Source organism: Streptomyces sp. R33 (genome assembly GCF_041200175.1).
GTDB classification, from domain to species: Bacteria; Actinomycetota; Actinomycetes; order Streptomycetales; family Streptomycetaceae; genus Streptomyces; species Streptomyces katrae_B.
In genome coordinates, this window is sequence record NZ_CP165727.1 from 5,124,915 (window position 1) to 5,147,113 (window position 22,199).

At 72.5% G+C, this 22,199-nt stretch carries 17 protein-coding genes and 1 tRNA gene; 15 read left to right on the plus strand and 3 right to left on the minus strand.

Going from position 1 to position 22,199, the window contains the following annotated elements; translation table 11 throughout:
• Positions 1–3: 3 nt before the first annotated feature.
• The 8 genes from glp (at position 4) to AB5J51_RS23610 (ending at position 9,774) form a co-directional block, all read left to right on the plus strand.
• Positions 4–1,344: a gephyrin-like molybdotransferase Glp gene (gene glp, locus AB5J51_RS23575; protein WP_369778584.1), complete on the plus strand. Its 1,341-nt coding sequence runs from the start codon at positions 4–6 to the stop codon at positions 1,342–1,344.
• A 74-nt stretch (positions 1,345–1,418) separates the two neighbouring features.
• The gene (gene moaC / locus AB5J51_RS23580) at positions 1,419–1,931 is read left to right on the plus strand and encodes a cyclic pyranopterin monophosphate synthase MoaC (protein ID WP_030302752.1); all 513 of its coding nucleotides are present in this window, start codon (positions 1,419–1,421) and stop codon (positions 1,929–1,931) included.
• Between the two features lie 128 nt (positions 1,932–2,059).
• Complete coding sequence (locus AB5J51_RS23585) at positions 2,060–2,560, plus strand: molybdenum cofactor biosynthesis protein B (RefSeq protein ID WP_369780298.1); 501 nt, start codon at positions 2,060–2,062, stop codon at positions 2,558–2,560.
• A gap of 17 nt (positions 2,561–2,577) precedes the next feature.
• Positions 2,578–3,186: a GNAT family N-acetyltransferase gene (locus AB5J51_RS23590; RefSeq protein ID WP_053787002.1), complete on the plus strand. Its 609-nt coding sequence runs from the start codon at positions 2,578–2,580 to the stop codon at positions 3,184–3,186.
• A gap of 177 nt (positions 3,187–3,363) precedes the next feature.
• Complete coding sequence (locus AB5J51_RS23595; RefSeq protein WP_053787003.1) at positions 3,364–4,389, plus strand: hypothetical protein; 1,026 nt, start codon at positions 3,364–3,366, stop codon at positions 4,387–4,389.
• A gap of 76 nt (positions 4,390–4,465) precedes the next feature.
• Positions 4,466–4,539 (plus strand) — tRNA-Ala (locus AB5J51_RS23600).
• Between the two features lie 344 nt (positions 4,540–4,883).
• Positions 4,884–8,207 (plus strand): hypothetical protein, encoded by a 3,324-nt coding sequence (locus tag AB5J51_RS23605; protein WP_369778585.1) that lies wholly within the window; start codon positions 4,884–4,886, stop codon positions 8,205–8,207.
• A gap of 214 nt (positions 8,208–8,421) precedes the next feature.
• Positions 8,422–9,774, plus strand: a complete 1,353-nt coding sequence (locus tag AB5J51_RS23610) for a CoA transferase (RefSeq protein WP_369778586.1) — start codon at positions 8,422–8,424, stop codon at positions 9,772–9,774.
• A 142-nt stretch (positions 9,775–9,916) separates the two neighbouring features.
• Here AB5J51_RS23610 and AB5J51_RS23615 read toward each other — a convergent pair whose 3' ends face one another.
• Positions 9,917–10,411 carry a GNAT family N-acetyltransferase gene (locus AB5J51_RS23615; protein ID WP_369778587.1) on the minus strand — a complete coding sequence of 165 codons (495 nt, stop codon included), beginning with the start codon at positions 10,409–10,411 and terminating at the stop codon, positions 9,917–9,919.
• 38 nt (positions 10,412–10,449) lie between these two features.
• On the opposite strand from AB5J51_RS23615, the gene AB5J51_RS23620 reads away from it, so the two are divergent.
• Positions 10,450–11,253, plus strand: coding sequence for an exodeoxyribonuclease III (locus AB5J51_RS23620; RefSeq protein WP_369778588.1), 804 nt, complete (start codon positions 10,450–10,452; stop codon positions 11,251–11,253).
• On the opposite strand, the gene AB5J51_RS23625 is transcribed toward AB5J51_RS23620, so the two are convergent.
• On the minus strand, positions 11,235–11,891 hold the full coding sequence (locus AB5J51_RS23625; RefSeq protein ID WP_234382987.1) for a MerR family transcriptional regulator: 657 nt from the start codon (positions 11,889–11,891) through the stop codon (positions 11,235–11,237). The two genes, AB5J51_RS23620 and AB5J51_RS23625, sit on opposite strands and share 19 nt — an antisense overlap.
• Before the next feature lie 207 nt (positions 11,892–12,098).
• Here AB5J51_RS23625 and AB5J51_RS23630 point away from each other — a divergent pair, with 207 nt between their 5' ends.
• From AB5J51_RS23630 to AB5J51_RS23645, 4 genes are all read left to right on the plus strand, one after another.
• The gene (locus AB5J51_RS23630; protein WP_133899824.1) at positions 12,099–13,634 is read left to right on the plus strand and encodes an NAD(P)/FAD-dependent oxidoreductase; all 1,536 of its coding nucleotides are present in this window, start codon (positions 12,099–12,101) and stop codon (positions 13,632–13,634) included.
• Positions 13,631–14,545 (plus strand): alpha/beta fold hydrolase, encoded by a 915-nt coding sequence (locus tag AB5J51_RS23635; protein ID WP_369778589.1) that lies wholly within the window; start codon positions 13,631–13,633, stop codon positions 14,543–14,545. Before AB5J51_RS23630 ends, AB5J51_RS23635 begins: the two co-directional genes overlap by 4 nt.
• On the plus strand, positions 14,542–15,435 hold the full coding sequence (locus tag AB5J51_RS23640; protein WP_053791013.1) for an SDR family oxidoreductase: 894 nt from the start codon (positions 14,542–14,544) through the stop codon (positions 15,433–15,435). Before AB5J51_RS23635 ends, AB5J51_RS23640 begins: the two co-directional genes overlap by 4 nt.
• Before the next feature lie 76 nt (positions 15,436–15,511).
• Positions 15,512–15,685 (plus strand): hypothetical protein, encoded by a 174-nt coding sequence (locus AB5J51_RS23645; RefSeq protein ID WP_166663161.1) that lies wholly within the window; start codon positions 15,512–15,514, stop codon positions 15,683–15,685.
• A gap of 66 nt (positions 15,686–15,751) precedes the next feature.
• Here AB5J51_RS23645 and AB5J51_RS23650 read toward each other — a convergent pair whose 3' ends face one another.
• Entirely contained in the window at positions 15,752–19,042 is a 3,291-nt protein-coding gene (locus tag AB5J51_RS23650; RefSeq protein WP_133897806.1) for a S41 family peptidase, read from the minus strand.
• Between the two features lie 153 nt (positions 19,043–19,195).
• Between AB5J51_RS23650 and AB5J51_RS23655 the strand changes: the two genes are divergently transcribed.
• Both AB5J51_RS23655 and AB5J51_RS23660 read left to right on the plus strand, forming a co-directional pair.
• A complete protein-coding gene (locus AB5J51_RS23655) occupies positions 19,196–19,786 on the plus strand; it encodes a TetR/AcrR family transcriptional regulator (RefSeq protein ID WP_053791016.1) in 591 nt (196 codons plus the stop codon).
• 115 nt (positions 19,787–19,901) lie between these two features.
• Positions 19,902–22,109, plus strand: a complete 2,208-nt coding sequence (locus AB5J51_RS23660; RefSeq protein ID WP_369778590.1) for an MMPL family transporter — start codon at positions 19,902–19,904, stop codon at positions 22,107–22,109.
• Positions 22,110–22,199 lie beyond the last annotated feature (90 nt).

Genomic DNA, 22,199 nt, shown 5'->3' on the forward strand with positions numbered 1-22,199 from the left:
ACCTTGAGCAGCCGCGCACCGCAGGACACCGGCCACGGCGCCCAGCGCCTGTGGTCGGTCGACGAGCACCTCGCGGACGTCCTCGCCGCGATCCGGCCGCTGGAGCCCATCGAGCTCCAGCTGCTCGACGCCCAGGGCTGTGTCCTGGTCGAGGACGTCACCGTGCCCGTCGCGCTCCCGCCCTTCGACAACAGCTCCATGGACGGGTACGCCGTCCGCACGGCCGATGTCCAGGGCGCGAGCGAGGAGTTCCCCGCGGTGCTGACGGTGATCGGGGACGTGGCGGCGGGCAGCGGCGACCTGCCCACCGTCGGCCCCGGCCAGGCCGCCCGCATCATGACGGGCGCCCCGCTGCCGCCGGGTGCCGAGGCCGTCGTACCGGTCGAGTGGACCGACGGCGGCAGCGGCGGCGGCGCGGCCGCCGGCATGATCCCGGCCAGCGAGGCCCCCGAGGGCGCGGGTGGCGAGGTGCGCGTGCACCGGGCCGCCGAGTCGCGGGCGCACGTACGCTCGCGCGGCAGCGACGTCCAGGCCGGGGACCTCGCCCTGGCCGCCGGCACGGTGCTCGGGCCGCCGCAGATCGCGCTGCTCGCGGCCATCGGGCGGGGCACCGTACGGGTGCGGCCGCGCCCGCGCGTGGTCGTGCTGTCCACCGGCAGCGAGCTGGTCCAGCCGGGCGAGTCCCTCGCCGCGGGGACGATCTACGACTCGAACAGCTTCGCGCTGGCCGCCGCCGCGCGCGACGCCGGGGCGATCTCCTACCGCGTCGGGGCCGTGGCCGACGACGCCGAGACGTTGCGCTCCGCCATCGAGGACCAGCTGATCCGCGCGGACCTGCTGGTGACCACGGGCGGCGTCAGCGTCGGTGCGTACGACGTGGTCAAGGAGGCGCTGTCCTCGGTGGCCACGGCCGGGGACGAGCCCGACGGCGGGCGGATGGACTTCCGCAAGCTCGCGATGCAGCCCGGCAAGCCGCAGGGCTTCGGCACCATCGGCCCGGACCACACCCCCCTGCTGGCCCTGCCCGGCAACCCGGTGTCCTCATACGTCTCCTTCGAGCTGTTCGTGCGCCCCGCGATCCGCGCGCTCATGGGCCTGGCGGACGTCAGTCGGCCCAGCGTGCGGGCGGTCCTGAAGGCCGACGAGGCGCTGCGCTCCCCGGCGGGCCGCCGCCAGTTCCTGCGCGGCAAGTACGACGCGGAGAGCGGCACGGTCAGCCCGGTCGGCGGATCGGGCTCCCACCTGATCGCGGCCCTGGCCCACGCCGACTCGCTGATGGTCGTACCGGAGGACGTCACCTCGGTGGAGCCGGGGGCGGAGCTGGAAGTGGTCCTGCTCGGCTGAAGTCCGGCCGGTGCGGGTAGCGTGTTGCACCACACAGGCCCTTGCGGGGCCCGGAGCGGGAGCGGCACGAACCTATGGCAGCGTTTTCCCAGGGGGCGACCCCCGGACCCCCTGAGCACAGCAGGCTGACGCACATCGACGAGGCCGGCGCGGCCCGGATGGTGGACGTCTCGGAGAAGGACGTCACGACGCGGACGGCACGGGCCAGCGGGCGCGTGCTCGTCTCCGCCCGGGTGATCGAGCTGCTGCGCGGCGAGGGCGTGCCCAAGGGCGACGCCCTCGCCACCGCGCGGATCGCCGGGATCATGGGCGCGAAGAAGACCCCCGACCTGATCCCGCTGTGCCACCCGCTGGCCGTGTCGGGCGTGAAGGTGGACCTCTCGGTCGCCGACGACGCCGTCGAGATCCTGGCCACCGTCAAGACCACCGACCGCACGGGCGTCGAGATGGAGGCGCTGACCGCCGTCGCGGTCGCCGGGCTCACCGTCATCGACATGGTGAAGGCCGTCGACAAGGGCGCCGTCATCACGGACGTCCGGGTGGAGGAGAAGACCGGCGGCAAGTCCGGCGACTGGACGCGCGCGTGAACGCCCCGCGCGGCGGCGACGCCTTCAGCCACGTCCACGCACCCGTACCGCCGGCGGCGGGCGGGACCCGGGCGGCCGGGCCCGAGGCCGAGGGCGCTCCGGGCGCGGCCCGGGAGCCCGGGCGCACCCTGCGGGGGCTCGTGGTCACCGCCTCGAACCGCGCCTCGGCGGGCGTGTACGCCGACCGGGGCGGACCGCTGCTGGCCGAGGGGCTCGAGGAGCTCGGCTTCACCGTGGACGGCCCGCGGGTCGTCCCCGACGGGGATCCCGTCGAGCAGGCGCTGCGCGAGGGCGTGGCCGCCGGGTACGACGTCGTCCTCACCACCGGCGGCACCGGCATCTCGCCGACCGACCGCACCCCGGACGCCACGGCGCGGGTACTGGACTACGAGATCCCGGGCATCCCGCAGGCCATCCGGGCCGAGAGCCTGGCGACCGTGCCGACCGCGGCGCTGTCCCGGGGCCTGGCGGGCGTGGCGGGCCACACCCTGATCGTGAACCTGCCCGGTTCGACGGGCGGGGTGCGCGACGGCCTCGCCGTCCTGGCCCGGATCCTGCCGCACGCGGTGGACCAGATCCGGGGCGGCGACCACCCCAGACCGGCGGAGCCTCACGGGAGCCAGCGCTGAACGGACCCTCCTGGCCGGTGGTGCTGACCGACGGCGACGTCACGCTCCGGCCGATAAAGCTGCGGGACCAGACCGCCTGGCGGGAGGTCAACCGGCGCAACCGCGACTGGCTCCGGCCGTGGGAGGCGACGATTCCGCCGCCCGCGCCGTGGGGGCCGGTGATCCACCGGCCGACGTACCGGCAGATGGTCCGCCATCTGCGGGCCGAGGCGAACGCGGGGCGGATGCTGCCGTTCGTCATCGAGTACCAGGGCCGCCTCGTCGGCCAGCTGACGGTCGCCGGGATCACCTGGGGCTCGATGTGCGCGGGCCACGTCGGCTACTGGGTGGACCGCGAGGTGGCGGGCCGGGGCGTCATGCCGACGGCGGTCGCCCTCGCCGTGGACCACTGCTTCTCGAAGGTGGGGCTGCACCGGATCGAGGTGTGCATCCGCCCGGAGAACGGGCCGAGCCGGCGGGTCGTGGAGAAACTGGGCTTCCGTGAGGAGGGGCTGCGGCCGCGCTACCTCCACATCGACGGCGCGTGGCGCGACCACCTCGTGTACGCCCTGACGGCGGAGGAGGTCCCGGAGGGGCTGCTGCGCCGCTGGCACCGCGGACGCAGGCAGGGCACCTCGTCGGCGTAGCAGGGGGCCAGGCGACCCGGTAAACGAATATCTGTTCGAATTATCGGGTCGGGGAACCGATTCGCCCATAACCTGATCCGAAGAATCACAAAAAAAGTCCGTGATATCAGCCAGTTCGTGCGACACACCGGCCCAATTGGCGGATCCGCCCGGCCGCGCCCCTCTACGGTGTGAGGTGTGAGCAGCAGCGGCCTCATCTACGCAGTCATTGTCGGGGCCTGGGCCGCCTACTTGGTGCCCATGTGGCTCCGGAGGCAGGACGAGCTGAACGAAGCCCGTCCGACGGAACGCTTCTCCACCGCCATTCGGCTGCTTTCCGGCCGGGCGGGAATGGAGCGCCGTTACGCCAAGGGGCTGCGGGAACGCGGCGACCAGGAGGCAGAGCCCGCGCACCGCGCGGACCCGGACGCCGCGACGGAAACGGTGAATTCCGTGGACGCCGACGCCCGGCCCGTCGTCGTGCCCCCGACCAGGGCGGAGCCGAGGTCTGCCGTGGCGGAGCGGCACCGGCGCGAGCAGCGCCTGCAGGTACTCGCGCGCCGCCGGCGCACCACCGCGCTGCTCTTCCTGATCTTCACGCTCGGTGCGATCGTCGCGGCGGTCGGCGGCCTGGGCTACCTCTGGGCGCCCGCCGTGCCGGCCCTGCTGCTGAGCGCGTACATCGTGCACCTGCGGGTCCAGGAACGGCGCCGCTACGAGTTCACCATGGACCGGCGGCGCGCCGAGGCCGCCGCCCGGCAGCTGCGCGAGAACCGCCCGCGCCGCCGTGAGCCGGAGGCCGCGGCCGGATCCGAACCGGACCCTGCGCCACCCGTCTCCCCGCAGGAGGCCGGACGGCGCGCGCTGGTCGAGCAGACCGACCACGCCGAGTGGGTGGACCAGCAGCGCGAGCGCGAACGCGGCCCCGCCCGTGGTGACAGCTGGGAGCCGGTCCCGGTCCCGCTGCCGACGTACGTGACGGCCCCGGTCGCCCCGCGCGCCACCGGCCCGGCGACCCCGGACGCCTGGAGCGCGACCCGCTCCAGCACGGCCGAGCCGACGGACCCCCGCCTGCGCGCCCAGCCGTCGCCGGCCCCGAAGGCCGAGCCGAAGCCGGACCAGAAGCCCCAGCCGAACGCCCGCCCGCGCGGCCAGGGCCGCGGCCGCACACCGCTGTTCGACCAGTACGAGAGCGACGACCGCCCCCGCGCCGCGAACGAATGACCGGACCTGCGCGGACGCTCCCCGGTATCGGTTTTGGAGCACCCGCGCGGGGATGCTAATGTTTCACACGTCGCAAGGGCCTGTGGCGCAGTCTGGTAGCGCACCTCGTTCGCATCGAGGGGGTCTGGGGTTCAAATCCCCACAGGTCCACAAACGACAGTTCACGGGTAGCTCCCGAGAACGTCATGAGATCCCGTCCGGTCGAAAGACCGGGCGGGATCTCGGCGTTTGTGGGGTGTTCGGGGGTGTTGTCCGCATGCGGCGGGCGTGAGCATGTCTGCTCGAAACGGACGCGACGCCGATGGGGAGCTCTTGCTCCGGGAGTTCAGCGCGACCGCCCTCACCGAGCACCGTGTGGACGGGTGATCGCCGTTGTTATGCTCCGACACGATCGGGGGGGACCGAGCACGAAGAGCCAGGCCGACCGGCCCGCGAGAGCGGCTGCGCGGGGCCGGTTCCGCGGCGTCCCTCCCCCTGTACTCACCCATGAGAGGGTGGCTTTGGAGCCGACCGTACGACGATCGTTGCGACTGCGCCGAGGGCTGGGGGCCGCCGCGCTGGCCCTGGTCACGGGCGCCGCGTTGTCGACCGTGGCCGTGTCCGCGGCAGTCGCCGCCCCGGTTGCAGGTGCTCCTGCCGAGCTGGTGCTGCCCGCGGCTCCGCGGGGCCTCCCGGCCAGGGACCAGCTGTTCGTGGCCGGCGACACCGGCCTGCTGCACGCCCGCGAGGGCAGCGACCGGTTGCTGTGGACCCGGTACGACACCGGTGCCACCACCGACACCGGGCTGCGGCTGCCCGCTCCGGTCGACGGGAACCTGGACCGAGGTGAGCCCGCCGGCGGCTACCTGGGAGCTCCCGACCACCGCTACGGAACCTCCTCCGACACCGCGGCGATCCACACGGCGGCCACGGCGCAGACTCCCGCCAAGGTCGACCTGTACGACCTGGCGACCGGCCGGCCGGTCGCGCTGGGCACCGTCACGATCCCCGCCGGGCAGAGCTACTCCGGGACGTACGGGCGCACCGTGCTGACCTTCAAGGGCAGCGCCTCCGCCGTCACGGGCTGGTTCCTGAACCGGCTGGACGGTGCCTCCACGGTCCGCACCGAGGTGGCGCTGCCGGCCGGCGCGGTTCTCGCGCCCCGGGTGCACGACGGCGACCAGAACTCGCTGATCCTGCGCCACCGCCTGGACGACCTCAGCCACTCCGTCCTCGTGGACGTCGTGACGGGGCAGACCACCGCGCTGCCCGACGAGGGACAGTACGACCACACGAACGCTTTCCGGCTGGCCAAGGACAAGGTGCTCCACATCGGCTACCAGCGCCCGGTGGATGTGCTGGACCGGATGCACCCGCAGACCGTGCTGAGTTCCCGTTCTTCTTCCTTCGACCTGGGGGAGGGGGAGCTCCGGCTGCTGGGTGACTGGCTGATCGGCACTCAATCCGCTACGGGGACCACCGGCGACAACCGGGGCCGTCCGCTGCACTTCGCCGGTACCGGCTCGAACGAAGAAATCTACGAGTACCTGCTGGAGTTCGCCGACACCCAGTTGCTGCCCGCTCCGGACGGCTCGCTCATCGCGGTCGGCAGCCCGAAGGTCCCCGCGTACGGCACCCAGCCGCAGACCGCCGTGCACCGGATCACCGCGGACGGCAGCGCCAAGCCGCAGGCCGGCAAGCTGGTCGATGTCCCTCATGTGCCCGCGACCGTTTTCGGCCTGTCGATCGGCGGTGGCGTACTCACCGCCGCCTCGGACACGATCCACTTCCAGCCGGGCGACATCACCGGCGCTTTCCGCAGCTACCGGATCTCGAACGACGCGACCCCGGTCAAGACCGCCGAGTACCTCGACGGCACGCACTCCATCAACAGCTGCGATGACCACGGCGCCGGCTGCGCCGACCTCCGGTCCACCGGGGACGGCAGGTACCTGGAGTACGAACCGGTGGAGAGGGACCGGTTCGTCGTCTTCCGCCAGGCAGGCAATCGGGAGTGGGCGGGCACCGTACCCATGAACGGCGAGACCGCCATGCAGACCGCGGACGCCTCGGGCCGCTACGTGCTGCTGCAAAAGAACGCGTATGGCAACTTCACGTCCAACCGCCTGGTGATCGTCGGCGATCTCGACACCGGTACCCAGGTGCTCCAGACGCATGGGACCGGCGCCGCCGTGCAGGGCGACACACTGTGGACCTCGATGGAGGGCAGCACCACCGTCCGCGCCACGGACATCCGGGGCGCGCTGGACCGTGGCACCTTCACCACGCCGTGCCCGGCCACTTTGCTGGAGGCCGTCGGGCGCTTCGTCAGCTGGGCCTGCCAGGACAACCACGGCACGGTGCGCACCAGCGGGGTGTACGACACGGTGACCCGCCAGACCCTCTCAGTGCCGGTGCAGAGCGCCGGATGGCTGCAAACGACCTGGGGGCGGGAGTCGCTGCTCGGCGACGGCTACCTGGTGCGCCAGGACCTGGCCACCGGCCGGCTGCTGCTGCTCGACTTCCACGACGGCATCAGGACCTCCGGCGGTGAGAACACCGTGCAGGTCCGCACGCTCGCCCAGGGCGAGGAGTGGAAGCGCCAGCGCTACCCGAACCGGTCCTGGGCCGTCGACCGCACCGGTACGAACATCGTCTGGACCGACACCGACGGGCAGCGCATCCACGTCACCGACAACGGCATCCCGGCCCCTCAGGCCGGTGATCGCTTCACCACGCTCTCCCCGGCGCGGCTGCTGGACACCCGAGAGGCCCTCGGACGTCCCGGGACCACCCCGCTGCCAGCAGGCGGCGAGGTCTCGCTGCAGGTCGCGGGCCGGGCGGGAGTGCCGCAGTCCGGCGTCAAGGCCGTCGTGCTGAACGTGACGGTGACCGACCCGAAGTCCGACGGCCACCTGACCGCCTGGCCGTCGGGCACCACCCGCCCCGACTCCTCCAACCTCAACTGGACCACCGGGCGGACCGTACCGAACCAGGTCGTGGTCCCGGTCGGCGCGGACGGCAAGGTCAACCTGCGCAACGCGGGCTGGGGCACCGCCCACCTGATCGCCGACGTGTTCGGTTACTACTCCGCGGACGTCGGCGGCAGCACCTACTCGGCGGCGGGCCCGGCGCGGCTGCTGGACTCGCGGGCGGCGGTGGGCCGGCCGGGCACCACCCCGGTTCCGGCTCGCGGCGAGGTGTCACTCCAGGTCGCGGGGCGTGGTGGTGTCCCGCAGAGCGGCGTCAAAGCCGTGGTGCTGAACATGACGGTGACGGACGCGAAGGACGGCGGGCATCTGACGGTGTGGCCGTCGGGCACCCCCCGGCCGAACTCGTCCAGTCTCAACTGGACGGCGGGCCAGACCGTGGCCAACCACGTGGTGGTTCCGGTCGGCGCGGACGGGACGGTGAAGCTGTTCAACGCGGGCTGGGGCACCGTGCACCTGATCGCCGACGTGTTCGGCTACTACTCCGACGACCAGGCTGGTGCCACCTTCCACACCGCCGGTCCCCAGCGCATGCTCGACACCCGTACCACCGGCGTGGTGCCCGCGCGCGGGAGCACCGTGCTCGATCTCTCCGGCAGCCGTGAACTCGGCCGTGCCAAGGCGGTCGTGCTGAACGTGACGGTGACCGACCCGAAGTCCGACGGCCACCTGACCGCCTGGCCGTCGGGCACCACCCGCCCCGACTCGTCCAACCTCAACTGGACGGCCGGCAGGACCGTGGCGAACCTGGTGACGGTGCCGGTGGGCGCCGACGGCAAGGTGGAGATCGCCAACCTCGGTTGGGGCTCCGCCCATGTGATCGTCGACCTCTTCGGCCACCTCGGCTGACCGAGGGAGCCGCGGCACGGACCCAGTCCGCCCATGGCCCGGACTTCCGGAAGCCGGGAAACGATCACCGTCGACTCGGGAAGCGATCTTTCAGGATCCCCGGTGTGGCAGGTCAGACCTACTCGTGAACAGCCCACGGACGATGAAGATCCCGCCCGATCGCAACGATCGGGCGGGATCTTCTGCTTTTGCGGGTTCTTCGGAGAATGGGCCCATGACGATCTTCGACGGTGGGACGCGGCAGGCCTGGGGCGCACTCGGCGGGGCGGACGAGCTGGTGGGGCGGGTGGCCTACCGGGGCGGCAGCGGGCTGGGGGAAGGGCCGCTGCCGGTACGGGAGCTGGCGCGGGCCACCGTGGGCGTGTGCGCGCTGGCCGCGGCGGAGCTGGCCGCGGTACGGGCGGGGCGCGCGGCGGACGAGGTGGAGCCGATGGTCGTGGACGAGGGAGCCGTGGCCACCGCGTTCGTCAGCGAGCGGCACCTGCGGGTGGCGGGGCGCGAGCCGGTGAACTTCGCGCCGCTGTCGGGGTTCTGGCGGGCGGCCGACGGGTGGGTGCGGACGCACGCCAACTATCCGCATCACCGGGCCGCTCTGGTACGGGCGTTGGGACTGCCGTCCGCGACGCCCGAGGCGCTGCGGGACGCGGTGGCGGGGCGCGGGGCCGTCGAGGTGCAGGAGCTGGCGTACGGGGCGGGCGGGCTGGCGGTCGCCGTGGCGGGCGAGTACGGGGATCCGCAGCCGCTGGTGGAGGTACGGGAGTCCGGGAGCGTCGGGCGGGAGCTCGGGCCGGCGGCGCAGCCCTGGCGGCCCGCGGCCGGGGTACGGGTGCTGGACCTGACCCGTGTCATCGCGGGGCCGGTCGCGACGCGGACGCTCGGGCTGCTGGGGGCGGACGTGCTGCGGATCGACTCGCCGCGGCTGGCGGAGTCGGACGATGCGCACGCGGACACCGGGTTCGGGAAGCGGTCGGCGCTGCTGGACCTGGCGGACGCGGGGGACCGGGCCGTCTTCGAGGGGCTGCTGGCCGAGGCCGACGTGGTGGTGACCGGGTACCGGCCGGGGGCGCTGGAGCGGTACGGGCTGGGGGCGGAGGAGCTGATGGCCCGCGGCCGGGCGGGGCTGGTGGTGGCGGAGCTGTGCGCCTGGGGGTGGCGGGGGCCGTGGGCGGGGCGGCGGGGGTTCGACTCGCTGGTGCAGGCGGGGTACGGGGTGGCCGCGGCGTACGGGGACGGGGCGGGCGGGGCGCCGGGGGCGCTGCCGGCGCAGGCGCTGGATCACGGGACCGGGTATCTGGTGGCGGCGGGCGTGCTGAGGGCGCTGGCCGCGGGGGGTGGGCGGTCGTTGCGGTTCTCGCTGGCGGGGACGGCGTCGTGGCTCGTGCGGGAGGTCCCGGCCGGTGGCTCCGCCGGGCTCTCGGGGGAGGCGTATGCGGCGGAGCCGTGGCTGCGGGAGGTGGAGTCCGGGTACGGGGTGCTGCGGTATGCGGGGTCGCCGCTGCCGTTCGGGGGGTGGGGGCGGGGGCCGTCCCGGTGGGGGACGGACCGGGCGGAGTGGCTCCCGCGGTAGCCTGCCGGGCCGCTGCGCGGGGCTCTTCTCCCCGCCCCGCCCCGCCCTTTCTCCGTATCCCGGGGCTCCATCCCGGACCCCGGTCCTCAAGCGCCGGACGGGCTGGAAAGCCCGAAGCCCGCGGAGCGGTGCGAAGGGGGCGTCAGGAGACGAGCGGCTTCGTCATGCAGCGGCTCGAGTCGTAGTGGCGGTAGTGGCCGAACTTCGCCGAGAAGGTGTAGCCCGACGAGAGGTAGAGGGCTATCGCCTCCGGCTGCCGGTCTCCCGTCTCCAGGACCATGCGGGTGCGGCCCGCCGCACGGGCGTCGGCCTCCAGTTCGGCCAGGATGTGGCGGGCCAGGCCCAGGCCGCGGGCCCCGGGGACGACGTACATGCGCTTGACCTCGGCGTCGCCGTCCGAGTAGCCCTCGTCGTTCTCGTCCTGGCTGCGCCAGCCACCGCTGGCCACCGGCGTGCCCGAGGCGTCGTACGCCAGCAGGTACAGGCCGTTCGGCGGGGCGAACATCGCCGGGTCGAGGGGTGTGACATCCCCCTCACCGCCGTAGAGCACCTGGTACTCGAGCTGGACCTGGTCATTGAGTTTGACCGCGTCCGGGTGGTCGTACGGCACTGCCTGGAGCTGGATCCCGTGAGACATCCGAACATCGTACGGAACGCTCCCGTTAGGGTGCGGGGATGCTCACCGTGACCTCCGTGAATGTGAATGGGATCCGCGCCGCCGCCAAGAAGGGGTTCTCCCCGTGGCTGGCCGGGTCGGACGCCGACGTGGTCTGCCTGCAGGAGGTGCGGGCCGAGGAGGGCCAGATCCCGGACGAGGTCCGTACGCCCGAGGGCTGGCACACCGTGTTCGCGCCGGCCGCCGCCAAGGGCCGGGCGGGGGTCGCGCTCTACACGCGGCGCGAGCCCGACGCCGTGCGGGTGGGATTCGGAAGCGACGAGTTCGACGCGAGCGGCCGCTACGTCGAGGCGGACCTTCCGGGCGTCACCGTCGCCAGCCTCTACCTGCCCTCGGGTGAGGCCGGGACCGAGAAGCAGGACGAGAAGTACCGGTTCATGGGGGAGTTCCTCCCCTACCTCGCCGAGCTGAAGGTGCGGGCCGCCGCCGGGGGGCGCGAGGTCGTCGTCTGCGGTGACTGGAACATCTGCCACAAGGAAGCCGACCTCAAGAACTGGAAGACCAACCGCAAGAACGCCGGCTTCCTGCCCGAGGAGCGGGAGTGGCTCGGGGAGGTGTACGACACCGCCGGGTACGTGGACGTCGTACGGAGCCTGCACCCCGACACCGAGGGGCCGTACTCCTGGTGGTCCTACCGCGGGCGGGCCTTCGACAACGACGCCGGGTGGCGCATCGACCTCCAGGTCGCGACCCCGGGGCTGGCCGCCCGGGCCGTGAAGGCGTTCGTCGAGCGGGCCGAGACGCATCCGGAGCGCTGGTCGGACCACGCGCCCGTGACCGTGGTCTACGAGCTGGGGTCCTGAGCCCCTGAGGCCAGCAGGCGGTCCATCGCCATGGTGAGCTCCGCCTCGACCACGCTCTTGGCGAGGGGTCGCATGCGCGGCAGGGCCTCCTCCGTGAGGTGCGTGGAGATCAGCTCGGTGAACAGGGCCGCCATGGCGTCCGCGTGCTCGCGGACCCGGCGGCCCGTCTCCAGGACCGCCGAGAGCGGCACCCCCTCGCGGACCAGCGCCGAGGAGACGTCCAGCAGGCGGCGGCTGACGTGGACGATCTCGTCGCCGTCGGTGGCGAGGTAGCCGAGGTCCAGGGAGGCCGCCAGGTTCTCCGGGGTGACCTCGCCCTCGAAGTAGTCGGCGAGGGCCTCCGGGGTCAGGCGTACGGGGGTCTCCTCGGACCAGCCGATGCCGAGCAGTTCGCCCAGCTGGCCGACATCGCGGCCGTTCTCGAAGGCGGCGGTCAGCTCGGCGATGCCGCCGAGGGTGTGGCCGCGCTCCAGCAGGGCGGCGATGGTGCGCAGCCGGGCCAGGTGGTGGTCGTCGTACCAGGCGATCCTGCCCTCGCGGCGCGGCGGCGGGAGGAGCTTGCGCTCGCGGTAGAAGCGCAGGGTGCGGACGGGGATGCCGGCCGCCTCGGCCAGTTCCTCCGTACGGTATTCACGCACTGTCGTCCCTGCTTCCGTCTGTTCCACAGGCGAAGCCTATGGCGTACCGGCAGTAACTTTCCGGGCGCGACCTCTACCCATGAGTACGGAGCTGCTCTACTCTCCCGATTGTGCCAGTGATTGCTGGCAGTGTTGCAGTGTGGTTGTGACCGGGCTGGGCTGGGACTGCGGAAGCGGAAGGCGGCGGGCATGGGCGGCAGGGGTGGCATGGGCGAGCGCGAACACGTACGAGTGGCAGTGATCGGGTCCGGGTTCGGCGGGCTGGGTGCGGCCGTACGGCTGCGGCGCGAGGGCATCACGGACTTCGTCGTACTGGAACGGGCCGACTCCGTCGGCGGGACCTGGCGCGACAACAGCTATCCCGGGTGCGCCTGCGACGTCCCCTCCCACCTGTACTCGTTCTCCTTCGCCCCCAACCCCGACTGGCCGCGGACCTTCTCCGGGCAGCCGGCCATCCGGGCGTACCTCGAACACGTCGCCGACACCTTCGGGCTGCGCCCCCACATCCGGCTGAACTCCGAGGTCCGGATGATGCGCTGGGACGCCGACGGGCTGAGGTGGGAGATCGAGACCGCGGCCGGGGAGCTCACCGCCGATGTGGTCGTCTCCGCCACCGGGCCGCTGTCCGACCCGAAGATGCCCGAGGTCCCCGGGCTCGCCGAGTTCCCCGGCAAGGTCTTCCACTCCGCCCGCTGGGACCACGACTACGACCTGCGCGGCAAGCGCGTCGCCATGATCGGCACCGGCGCCTCGGCCATCCAGATCGTGCCGGCCATCGCGCCCGACGTGGAGCGGCTCACGCTGTTCCAGCGGACCCCGCCGTGGGTGATGCCGCGCACCGACCGGGCCATCAGCAGCGTGGAGCGCTGGCTGCACCGCCAGCTGCCGTTCACCCGGGCGGCCCGCCGCGGGCTGCTGTGGGGGATCCGGGAGCTCCAGGTCAGCGCGTTCACCAAGCGGCCGAACCAGCTCGGGCTCATCGAGTCGCTGGCCAAGGCCAACATGGCGCGCTCGATCAAGGACCCGGCGCTGCTGGCCAAGCTGACGCCCTCGTACCGGATCGGCTGCAAGCGGATCCTGCTCTCCAGCGAGTACTACCCGGCGCTCGCCCGGCCGAACGTGGACCTGGTCGCCTCCGGGCTGAAGGAGATCCGCGGCAACACCCTGATCGCGGCCGACGGGACCGAGACCGAGGCCGACGCGATCGTCTTCGGCACCGGCTTCCACGTCACGGACATGCCGATCGCCGACCGGGTGGTGGGCGCGGACGGGCGGACCCTCGCGGACCACTGGAAGGACGGGATGCAGTCCCTGCGCGGGGCGACGGCGGCCGGCTTCCCGAACTGGATGACGATCATCGGGCCGAACACCGGGCTCGGGAACAGCTCGATGATCCTGATGATCGAGTCGCAGCTGAACTACATGGCGGACTACCTGCGCCAGCTCCACGTCCTGGGCGGGCAGGTCGCGCTCGCGGCCCGGCCCTCCGCCGTGAACCAGTGGAACCGGCAGGTCCAGGCCCGCATGCAGCGCACGGTCTGGAACACCGGCGGCTGCACCAGCTGGTACCTGGACGCACAGGGGCGCAACACGACGGTCTGGCCGGGCACCACCGGCGAGTTCCGCAAGGAGACGCGGAGCGTGGACCTCTCCGAGTACGAGGTCGTCCGCCTCCGCGAGGCCGAGCGCGAGCGGGTCCCGGCCCGGGCGGCGCAGGCCACCGCCGGGGAGGGCGCCGCATGAGCCGCCCGCCGTACGTCACCTCCGGGCCGTACGCACCCCCCGCGGCCCGGCGGGAACGGATCGCGGTCTCCGCCGACGGGTCCCGGCTGCACGTGGAGGAGCACGGGGACGAGGGCGCGCCGGCCGTGGTGCTGGCGCACGGCTGGACCTGCTCGACCGCCTTCTGGGCCGCGCAGATCCGGGAGCTCTCCCGGGACCACCGGGTCATCGCCTACGACCAGCGCGGGCACGGGCGCAGCCCCGCCGCCACCCGCTACGACACCACCGCCCTCGCCGACGACCTGGTCGCCGTCATGGGGGCCACCCTGGTCCCGGGCGAGCGGGCGGTCGTCGCCGGACACTCCATGGGCGGCATGACGATCATGGCCGCCGCCGGCCGGCCGGAGTTCGCCGAGCACACCGCGGCCGCGCTGCTGTGCAGCACCGGCAGCGCCCGGCTGGTCGCGGAGGCGCTGGTCGTACCCCTGCGTCCCGGGCGCGTGCGGACCCGTATCACCGGTGCGGTACTCGGCGCGCGGGCCCCGCTCGGGCCCGTCACGCCGGTCGCCAAGCGGGTGCTGAAGTACGCCACCATGGGCCCCGGATCCGCGCCCGACAGGGTCGAGGCCTGCGCCCGTATCGTGCACGGCTGCCCGACCGGGGTCCGGTACGCCTGGTCGGAGGTGCTGGCCGGGCTGGACCTCGGGGCGAACCTGGCGGCGCTCACCGTGCCCACCGCCGTCATCGGCGGCAAGGACGACCGGCTCACCCCGATCGTGCACGCCCGGGGGCTCGCCGCCGCGCTGCCGCACTGCGTGGGGCTGACCGAGCTGACCGGCATGGGACACATGACCCCGATCGAGGCCCCCGAGGCCGTCACGAACGCCGTGCGCGAGCTGAGCGCGCACTTCTTGAAGGAGGTCACGCAGTGAGTGCGCACAGGAGTCTGGAAGGCCAGGTCGCCGTCGTCACCGGCGCCGCCCGCGGGGTCGGCGAGCTGCTCGCCCGCAAGCTGTCCGCACGCGGCGCGAAGGTGGCGCTGGTGGGCCTGGAGCCGGAGGCCCTCAAGGAGGTCTCCGAACGGCTGCACACCGACAGCGACCACTGGCACGCCGACGTCACCGACCACGAGGCCATGGCCCGGGTCGCGCAGGAGGTCAAGGAACGCTTCGGCAAGGTCGACCTCGTCGTCGCCAACGCGGGCGTGGCCTCCGGCGGGCCGTTCGCCGACTCCGACCCCGACGCCTGGCGCCGGGTGATCGAGGTCAACCTGATCGGCGGGGCCGTCACCGCCCGCGCCTTCCTCCCCGTACTCACCGAGAGCCGCGGCTACTTCCTGCAGATCGCCTCGCTCGCCGCGATCACGCCGGCGCCGATGATGACGGCGTACTGCGCCTCCAAGTCCGGCGTCGAGGCCTTCGCGCACTGCCTGCGCGCCGAAGTCGGCCACAAGGGCGTCAAGGTGGGCGTCGGCTACCTCTCCTGGACCGACACCGACATGGTGCGCGGCGCCGACCAGGACGAGGTCATGCGGGAACTGCGCCAGCGGCTGCCCTGGCCGTCGAACCGCACCTACCCGCTGGGCCCGGCCGTGGACCGGATCGTGGCCGGCATCGAACGGCGCTCACCGCACGTGTACGCGCAGTGGTGGCTGCGCGGGATGCAGGGCGTGCGCGGCTACCTGCCCGGGATCATCGCGACCGTCGGGCAGCGGGAGATGAAGCGCTTCGAGCCCAGGCTGACGAGTGTCTCCAGGGGACTTGTGGGGGCCGGAGGGGCCGCCGACGAGAAGGAGCGCGCGCAGGGCACCGGGCGGCATTGATCGAAATGCGAGCTTTGTCCGCTCGTGCAAATCTGGTCGAGGCCCAGTCCCCTACACCCCACCAGGAGTGAACAGCATGGGCATCAAGGACCAGTTCCAGGACAAGGCGAAAGAGCTCCAGGACAAGGCCAGGACGGCCGGGAGGGGCGCGAAGGACGAGGCGTCCGAGCGCGGTGCGCACACCCCCGAGCCGGCCAAGAAGAAGAAGGAAAAGGTCCACGACGAGCTCGACGACAACTGGGACTTCTGACGCCCGGAGTTCGTGGCAGAAGGGGCGCGGTCCGTGCACTGCACGGACCGCGCCCCTTCCCCGTGCCTACGGCCTGGGCGGGAGCTTCGGACGCCGCAGGTCCGGTACGTCCGCGTAGCCGGGCGGCACCGCCGCCGGCTCCTGCTCCAGCAGCTCCAGCGCCACGTACACGGCGTCGTCCAGCTGCGCGTGCCGCCCCTCCGCCCAGTCGAGCGGGGTGCGCAGGATCGCGAGGTCCGGCTCCACGCCGTGGTTCTCCACCGACCACCCGTACTCCGGGAACCAGGCGGCGTTCATCGGCACCGTGATGACCGTGCCGTCGCCCAGGGTGTGCCGGCCGGTCATGCCGACCACCCCGCCCCAGGTGCGCTGGCCGACCACCGGGCCGAGCCCGAGCAGTTTGAACGCGGCCGTGATCATGTCGCCGTCCGAGGAGGTCGCCTCGTCGGCCAGCGCCACGATCGGACCGCGGGGCGCGTTGGAGGCGTACGACACCGGCTGGGCGCCCCGCGTCAGGTCCCAGCCGAGGATCGAGCGGGTCAGCTTCTCCACCACCAGCTCGCTGATGTGCCCGCCCGCGTTGCCGCGTACGTCCACGATCAGCGCGGGCCGGGACATCTCCATCCGCAGGTCGCGGTTGAACTGCGCCCAGCCCGAGCCGCCCATGTCGGGGATGTGCAGGTAGCCGCACTTGCCGCCGCTGACCTCGCGGACCACCGCGCGTCGCTTGGAGACCCAGTCCTGGTAGCGCAGCGGCCGCTCGTCGATCAGCGGCACGATCGCCACCCGCCGGGCCCGGCCCTCGCCTTCGGCGGGCTTGAAGGTCAGCTCGACCGTGGTGCCCCCGGCCGCCGAGAGCAGCGGATAGGGCCCGGTCACCGGGTCCACCGGCCGGCCGTCGACATGGGTGAGCACGGCACCCTCCCGGATGCCGGTGCCGGCGAGCGGGGAGCGGGCCTTGGAGTCGGAGGACTCGCCCGGCAGGACCCGCGCGAGCACCCAGCCCTCCTCGCGGGGCACGAGGTTGGCGCCGAGCAGCCCGATGGGCCGCTGGTAGTGCGGCGGGCCTTCGTTGCGGCGCGCCGGGGAGACGTACGCGTGCGAGGTGCCGAGCTCGCCGAGCACCTCGCGCAGCAGGTCCGCGAACTCGTCGGGCGAGGCGACCCGTTCGACCAGGGGGCGGTACTGGCGCAGCACCCCGTCCCAGTCGATGTTGCACATGCCCGGCTCCCAGAAGTACGCGCGGATCAGCCGCCCGGCCTCCTCGAAGGCCTGGCGCCACTCGGCCGCCGGGTCCACCTCGTGCAGGATGCGCCGCAGGTCCAGGTAGACGGTGGAGTCGCTGTCGCCGGACTCGGTCGCCGGGACCGCGCGCAGGTCCCCGTCCTCGTTGACGACGAGCCGGGTACCGTCGCCGCTGACCGCGAACCAGTCCAGCCCGGAGGCCAGTTCGGACTTCCGCGCCTTCGTGATGTCGAAGTACTCCAGCGTCGGCTTGCCGCTGACGTCGGCCGGGTTGGCGAACGTCTCGCCGAGCGCGCCGGAGATCGGCCAGCGCAGCCACACCAGTCCGCCGCCGTGCACCGGGTACAGGGCCGAGTACTTCGACGCCGTCACCGGGAACGGGGTGACGCGGCTCTCCAGCCCCTCCACCTCCACCATGACCGCGCCGTCGCCCTCGGCGGCCTCGGCGGCCTCGCCCTCGCCGGGGTCGAGTCCGCCCGCCGCGGGGCGCCCGTCGGGGGTGAACGCGAACGGCGACGGGGTCGCCGAGGACAGCGGCACCAGGTACGGACGGCAGCCCAGCGGGAACGACAGGTCGCCGGTGTGCACGTCGTACACCGGGTCGAAACCGCGCCAGGACAGGAAGGCCAGGTAGCGGCCGTCGCGGGTGAACACCGGATGGTCGTCCTCGAAGCGCCCGTTGGTGACGTCCACGATCGCGCGCGGGCCCGGGCCGGAGATCCGGGCCATCTTGATCTGGCGCAGCGAGCGCCCGATGCCCGGGTGCGACCAGGTCAGCCAGGCGCCGTCGGGCGAGAACGCCAGGTCGGTGACGGGCCCGTTGATGGACCGGATCAGCTCGGTCACCTCACCGTTGGACTCCTCGCTCGCGTCGATGAGCAGCAGCCGCCCGTCGTTGGAGGAGATGGCGAGCCGCTCCCCGTCCGGATCGGAGAGCAGTTCCAGTACGCGGCCCAGCTCGCCGGAGGCCAGCCGGCGCGGCTCACGGTCCCCGGAGGCCCGCGGGAGGTAGGCGATCTCGATCGCGTCCTCGCCCTCCGCGTCCGTCACGTACGCGACCTGCCCGCTGCTGCCGAGCATCTCCGGCAGCCGCACCCGCACGCCCGGGGTGTCGGCGATGGTCCGGGCGGGTCCGTCGCGGTGGGTGAGCCAGTACAGGCTGCCGCGGATGACGACCGCACTGGCCCGGCCGGTGGCGTCGACGGAAAGCGAGTCGACGTGGCTGGCGGCCGGGACCTGGTACGTACGGCGGCCCGCGCGGGGCCCCCCGAGGCGGACGTCGAGCCTGCGCGGGGCGGCGCCGGGGGACAGCGAGTCGACGAGCCAGAGGTCCCCGGCGCACTGGTAGACGACCCGGGAGCCGTCGCTGGAGGCGTGCCGGGCGTAGAACTCCTCGTGGTCGGTGTGCCGGCGCAGGTCGGTGCCGTCGGGCAGGCAGGAGTACAGGTTGCCGATGCCCTCGTGGTCGGAGAGGAAGGCGATCCGGCCGTCCACGAACATCGGGGCGTCGAGGTGGCCCTCGATGTCCTCCAGGAGCTGTTTGCCGTGCAGCCACAGCCGGCCGGTGGCGCCGCCGCGGTAGCGCTTCCAGGCGGCGGGTTCGTGCGGGGGCTTGCCGGTCAGCAGCAGGGTGCGCCGCTCTCCTCCCGGCTCGTCGTGGACGGCGATGTCGGAGACGGGACCCCAGGGGAGCCTGCCGCCGGGCGAGCCGTCGGTCGGCAGGCTGTAGGCCCAGGCGTAGTAGGAGAAGGGCTGGCCGTGCGAGGACACGGCGAGGATGTCGCTGTGGCCGTCCTTGTCGGGCGGGGTCCAGCCGCAGACACGCGTGTCGGTGGCGCCCCAGTAGCTGAGCCGGCGGGCCGGGCCGCCGTCCACCGGGGCGAGGTGGACCTCGGGGTCGAGGCTGCGCCACGTGGTGAAGGCGATGTGGCGTCCGTCGGGGGAGAAGCGGGGGTGGCCGACCCTGGTCCGGTCGACGGTGATCCGCCAGGCCCGGCCCGGGGTTACGCCTTCGGGGACCAGCGGGGCGACCCAGAGGTCGTCCTCGGTGGCGAAGCACAGCAGATCGTCGTGGAGGTGCGGGAAGCGGAGGTACGCGCCGTCGTGACTCACCCCACAATGCTTTCCGCGCCGAGGGGGCCTGGCAACTCGTACAGGTGATCCATGCCACTCACCTCATCGAAACGGAACGGTTTCGTTTCGTTCGCGGCCGGGGTATCGTCATCGGTGTACGAAACAGTTTCGTTCGGAAGGGAGGTGCCGGAGATGTCCGAAGAAGTCTCGTCGCGGCGCAGCCGGATCACCCCCGAGCGGGAAGCCGAACTCCACGAGGCGGTCCTCGACCTCCTCCGCGAGGTCGGCTACGAGGCGCTGACCATGGATGCGGTCGCCGCCCGTACGAAGTCCAGCAAGGCCACCCTCTACCGCCAGTGGGGGAGCAAGCCCGAGCTGGTCGCCAAGGCGCTGCGCTGCACCCAGCCGGCCTCCCTCCGGGAGATCGACACGGGCTCGCTGCGCGGCGACCTCCACCGCATGGTCGAGCTCTCCGACAACGCGCAGATGGCGAAGGACACCGCGCTCCTGCGGGGGCTCGCCCACGCCGTCCACACGAGTCCAGAACTCCACCAGGCGTTGCGCAGGCTGCTCATGGAGCCGGAGATCTCCGGCCTCGACGAGATCCTGCAGCGGGCCGTGGACCGGGGCGAGGTCGCCCCGGACTGCCCCGCGATCCGTTTCGTGCCGCACATGCTGATCGGCGCCTTCATCGCGTTGCCGCTGATGGAGGACCGATCGGTGGACCAGGCGTTCCTCGCCGACTTCATCGACTCCGTGGTCTTCCCCGCCCTCGGAGTCTGAGTCCGCCCGCACACCTCCTGCTGCTCCTGACACGCCGCTCTCGTCGTCGGGCCGGCTTTCCACGCCCTGATCCATCCCGGATCCATCCCACGACCTGAACGGGAGAACCGCCTCCGTGGCTACCTTCCTCTACCGACTCGGCAGGGGCGCCTTCCGGCGCCGCGGCCTCGTCGCCCTCGTCTGGGTGGCACTGCTGTTCGCCGCCGGCTTCGGCGCGGCGACGGCGTCCGCACCCACCTCCGGATCGTTCTCCATACCCGGCACGGAGGCCCAGAAGGCCTTCGACGTGCTGGACGAGAAGTTCCCGGGCATGGCCGCCGACGGCGCCACCGCCCGTATCGTCGTCAAGGCGCCCGCGGGCGCCTCGGTCAACGACCCGCAGTACAAGACCGAGGTCGAGAAGATCGTCTCCGGTCTGAAGGAGGGCCCGGGCAAGGCCGAGGTCGCCTCGGTCACCGATCCGTACCAGGCCCAGGCGGTGAGCCAGGACGGCTCCACCGCGTACGTGAGCGTCAAGTACACCGTCAGCGGCATGGAGCTGAAGGACGAGACGCGCGACGCGCTCAAGGACTCCGGCACAGCGGCCCAGGCCGCCGGGCTCACCGTCGAGATCGGCGGCGACGCCCTGATGACGGCTCCCGAGACGGGCTCCGGCGAGATCGTCGGCATCATGATCGCGGCGATCGTGCTGGTCATCACCTTCGGCTCGCTGATCGCGGCCGGGCTGCCGCTGCTGACCGCGCTGATCGGCGTGGGCATCGGCGTCTCCTCCATCACCGCGCTCGCCAACGTGCTGGACCTCGGCTCCACCACCTCCACCCTCGCGATGATGATCGGCCTCGCGGTCGGCATCGACTACGCCCTCTTCATCGTCTCCCGCTACCGCGTGGAGCTCGCCGAGGGCCGTGAGCGGGACGAGGCCGCGGGCCGCGCAGCCGGAACTGCAGGCTCCGCCGTCGTCTTCGCCGGTCTCACCGTGGTCATCGCCCTCGTGGGCCTGGCCGTGGTCAACATCCCGATGCTGACCAAGATGGGCTTCGCGGCCGCGGGCACCGTGGTCATCGCCGTCCTCGTCGCCCTGACGCTGGTCCCGGCCATCCTGGGCTTCGCGGGCAAGAAGGTCCTGCCGGCGGGCAAGAAGAGCAGGCTGTTCGGCAAGGGCAAGCCCGCCGCAGCCGAGCCGAAGGCCAACGGCGGCACCCGCTGGGCCAGGTTCGTGCTGCGCCGCCCGGTGATGGTGCTGCTCGTCGCCGTGATCGGCCTCGGCGCCATCGCGATCCCGGCGAGCAAGCTGGAGATGGGCCTGCCGGACGACGGCGCCCAGCCGGTCTCCACCACCCAGCGCAAGGCGTACGACCTGCTGTCGGAGGGCTTCGGCCCGGGCTTCAACGGCCCGCTGATGGTGGTCGTCGACGGCGACAAGAAGCTCGCCGACGACACGGAGGCCCGGATCAAGGGCCTGGAGGGCGTGGCCGCGGTCACCCCGCCGGCCCCGAACGAGGCGGGCGACGCCTCGGTCATCACCGTGATCCCGAAGGACCGGCCGTCCTCCGTGGAGACCGAGAACCTGGTCCACACGATCCGCGACGGCAGCGGGGACGACGTCCTCGTCACCGGCGCCACCGCGATGAACATCGACTTCTCGCAGAAGATGAACGACGCGCTGCTGCCCTACCTGGCGCTCGTGGTCGGCCTCGCCTTCCTGCTGCTGATGCTGGTCTTCCGCTCCGTCCTGGTTCCGCTCAAGGCGGCCCTCGGCTTCCTGCTCTCGGTGGTCGCCGCCCTCGGCGCGGTCGTCGCGGTCTTCCAGTGGGGCTGGCTCGGTTCGGTCTTCGGGGTGGAGCAGACCGGCCCGATCATGTCGATGATGCCGATCTTCATGGTGGGTGTCGTCTTCGGCCTGGCCATGGACTACGAGGTCTTCCTCGTCACCCGCATGCGTGAGGCGTACGTCCACGGCGAGCGCCCGGGCCAGGCCGTGGTGACCGGCTTCCAGTACAGCGCCCGGGTGGTCGTGGCGGCCGCCGTCATCATGATCGCGGTGTTCGCGGGCTTCATCGGCGCCAGCGAGCAGATGATCAAGATGATCGGCTTCGGTCTGGCGATCGCCGTCCTCTTCGACGCCTTCATCGTCCGTATGACGATCGTCCCGGCGGTGCTCGCACTGCTCGGCCACAAGGCCTGGTGGCTGCCGCGCTGGCTGGACCGGCTGCTGCCCAACGTCGACGTGGAGGGCGAGAGCCTGCGCAAGCACCTCGAGGGTGCGGAGGGGTCCCCGAAGGCGGACGGTCCGGACAAGGACCGCGAGCTGGTCAACGCCTGACCCGCCCCGCCGTACGTGTCGGCCCGGCCCCGCACCTGATCACCAGGTGCGGGGCCGGGCCCGTTTCGTCTCGTCCCGCCCGCAGCAATT

Coding starts and splice junctions, on each gene's coding strand:
- moaC (WP_030302752.1), top strand. CDS start 1,419: ATGGCAGCGTTTTCCCAGGGGGCGACCCCCGGACCCCCTGAGCACAGC.
- AB5J51_RS23610 (WP_369778586.1), top strand. CDS start 8,422: ATGACGATCTTCGACGGTGGGACGCGGCAGGCCTGGGGCGCACTCGGC.
- AB5J51_RS23615 (WP_369778587.1), bottom strand. CDS start 10,411: ATGTCTCACGGGATCCAGCTCCAGGCAGTGCCGTACGACCACCCGGAC.
- AB5J51_RS23620 (WP_369778588.1), top strand. CDS start 10,450: ATGCTCACCGTGACCTCCGTGAATGTGAATGGGATCCGCGCCGCCGCC.
- AB5J51_RS23630 (WP_133899824.1), top strand. CDS start 12,099: ATGGGCGAGCGCGAACACGTACGAGTGGCAGTGATCGGGTCCGGGTTC.
- AB5J51_RS23635 (WP_369778589.1), top strand. CDS start 13,631: ATGAGCCGCCCGCCGTACGTCACCTCCGGGCCGTACGCACCCCCCGCG.
- AB5J51_RS23645 (WP_166663161.1), top strand. CDS start 15,512: ATGGGCATCAAGGACCAGTTCCAGGACAAGGCGAAAGAGCTCCAGGAC.
- AB5J51_RS23655 (WP_053791016.1), top strand. CDS start 19,196: ATGTCCGAAGAAGTCTCGTCGCGGCGCAGCCGGATCACCCCCGAGCGG.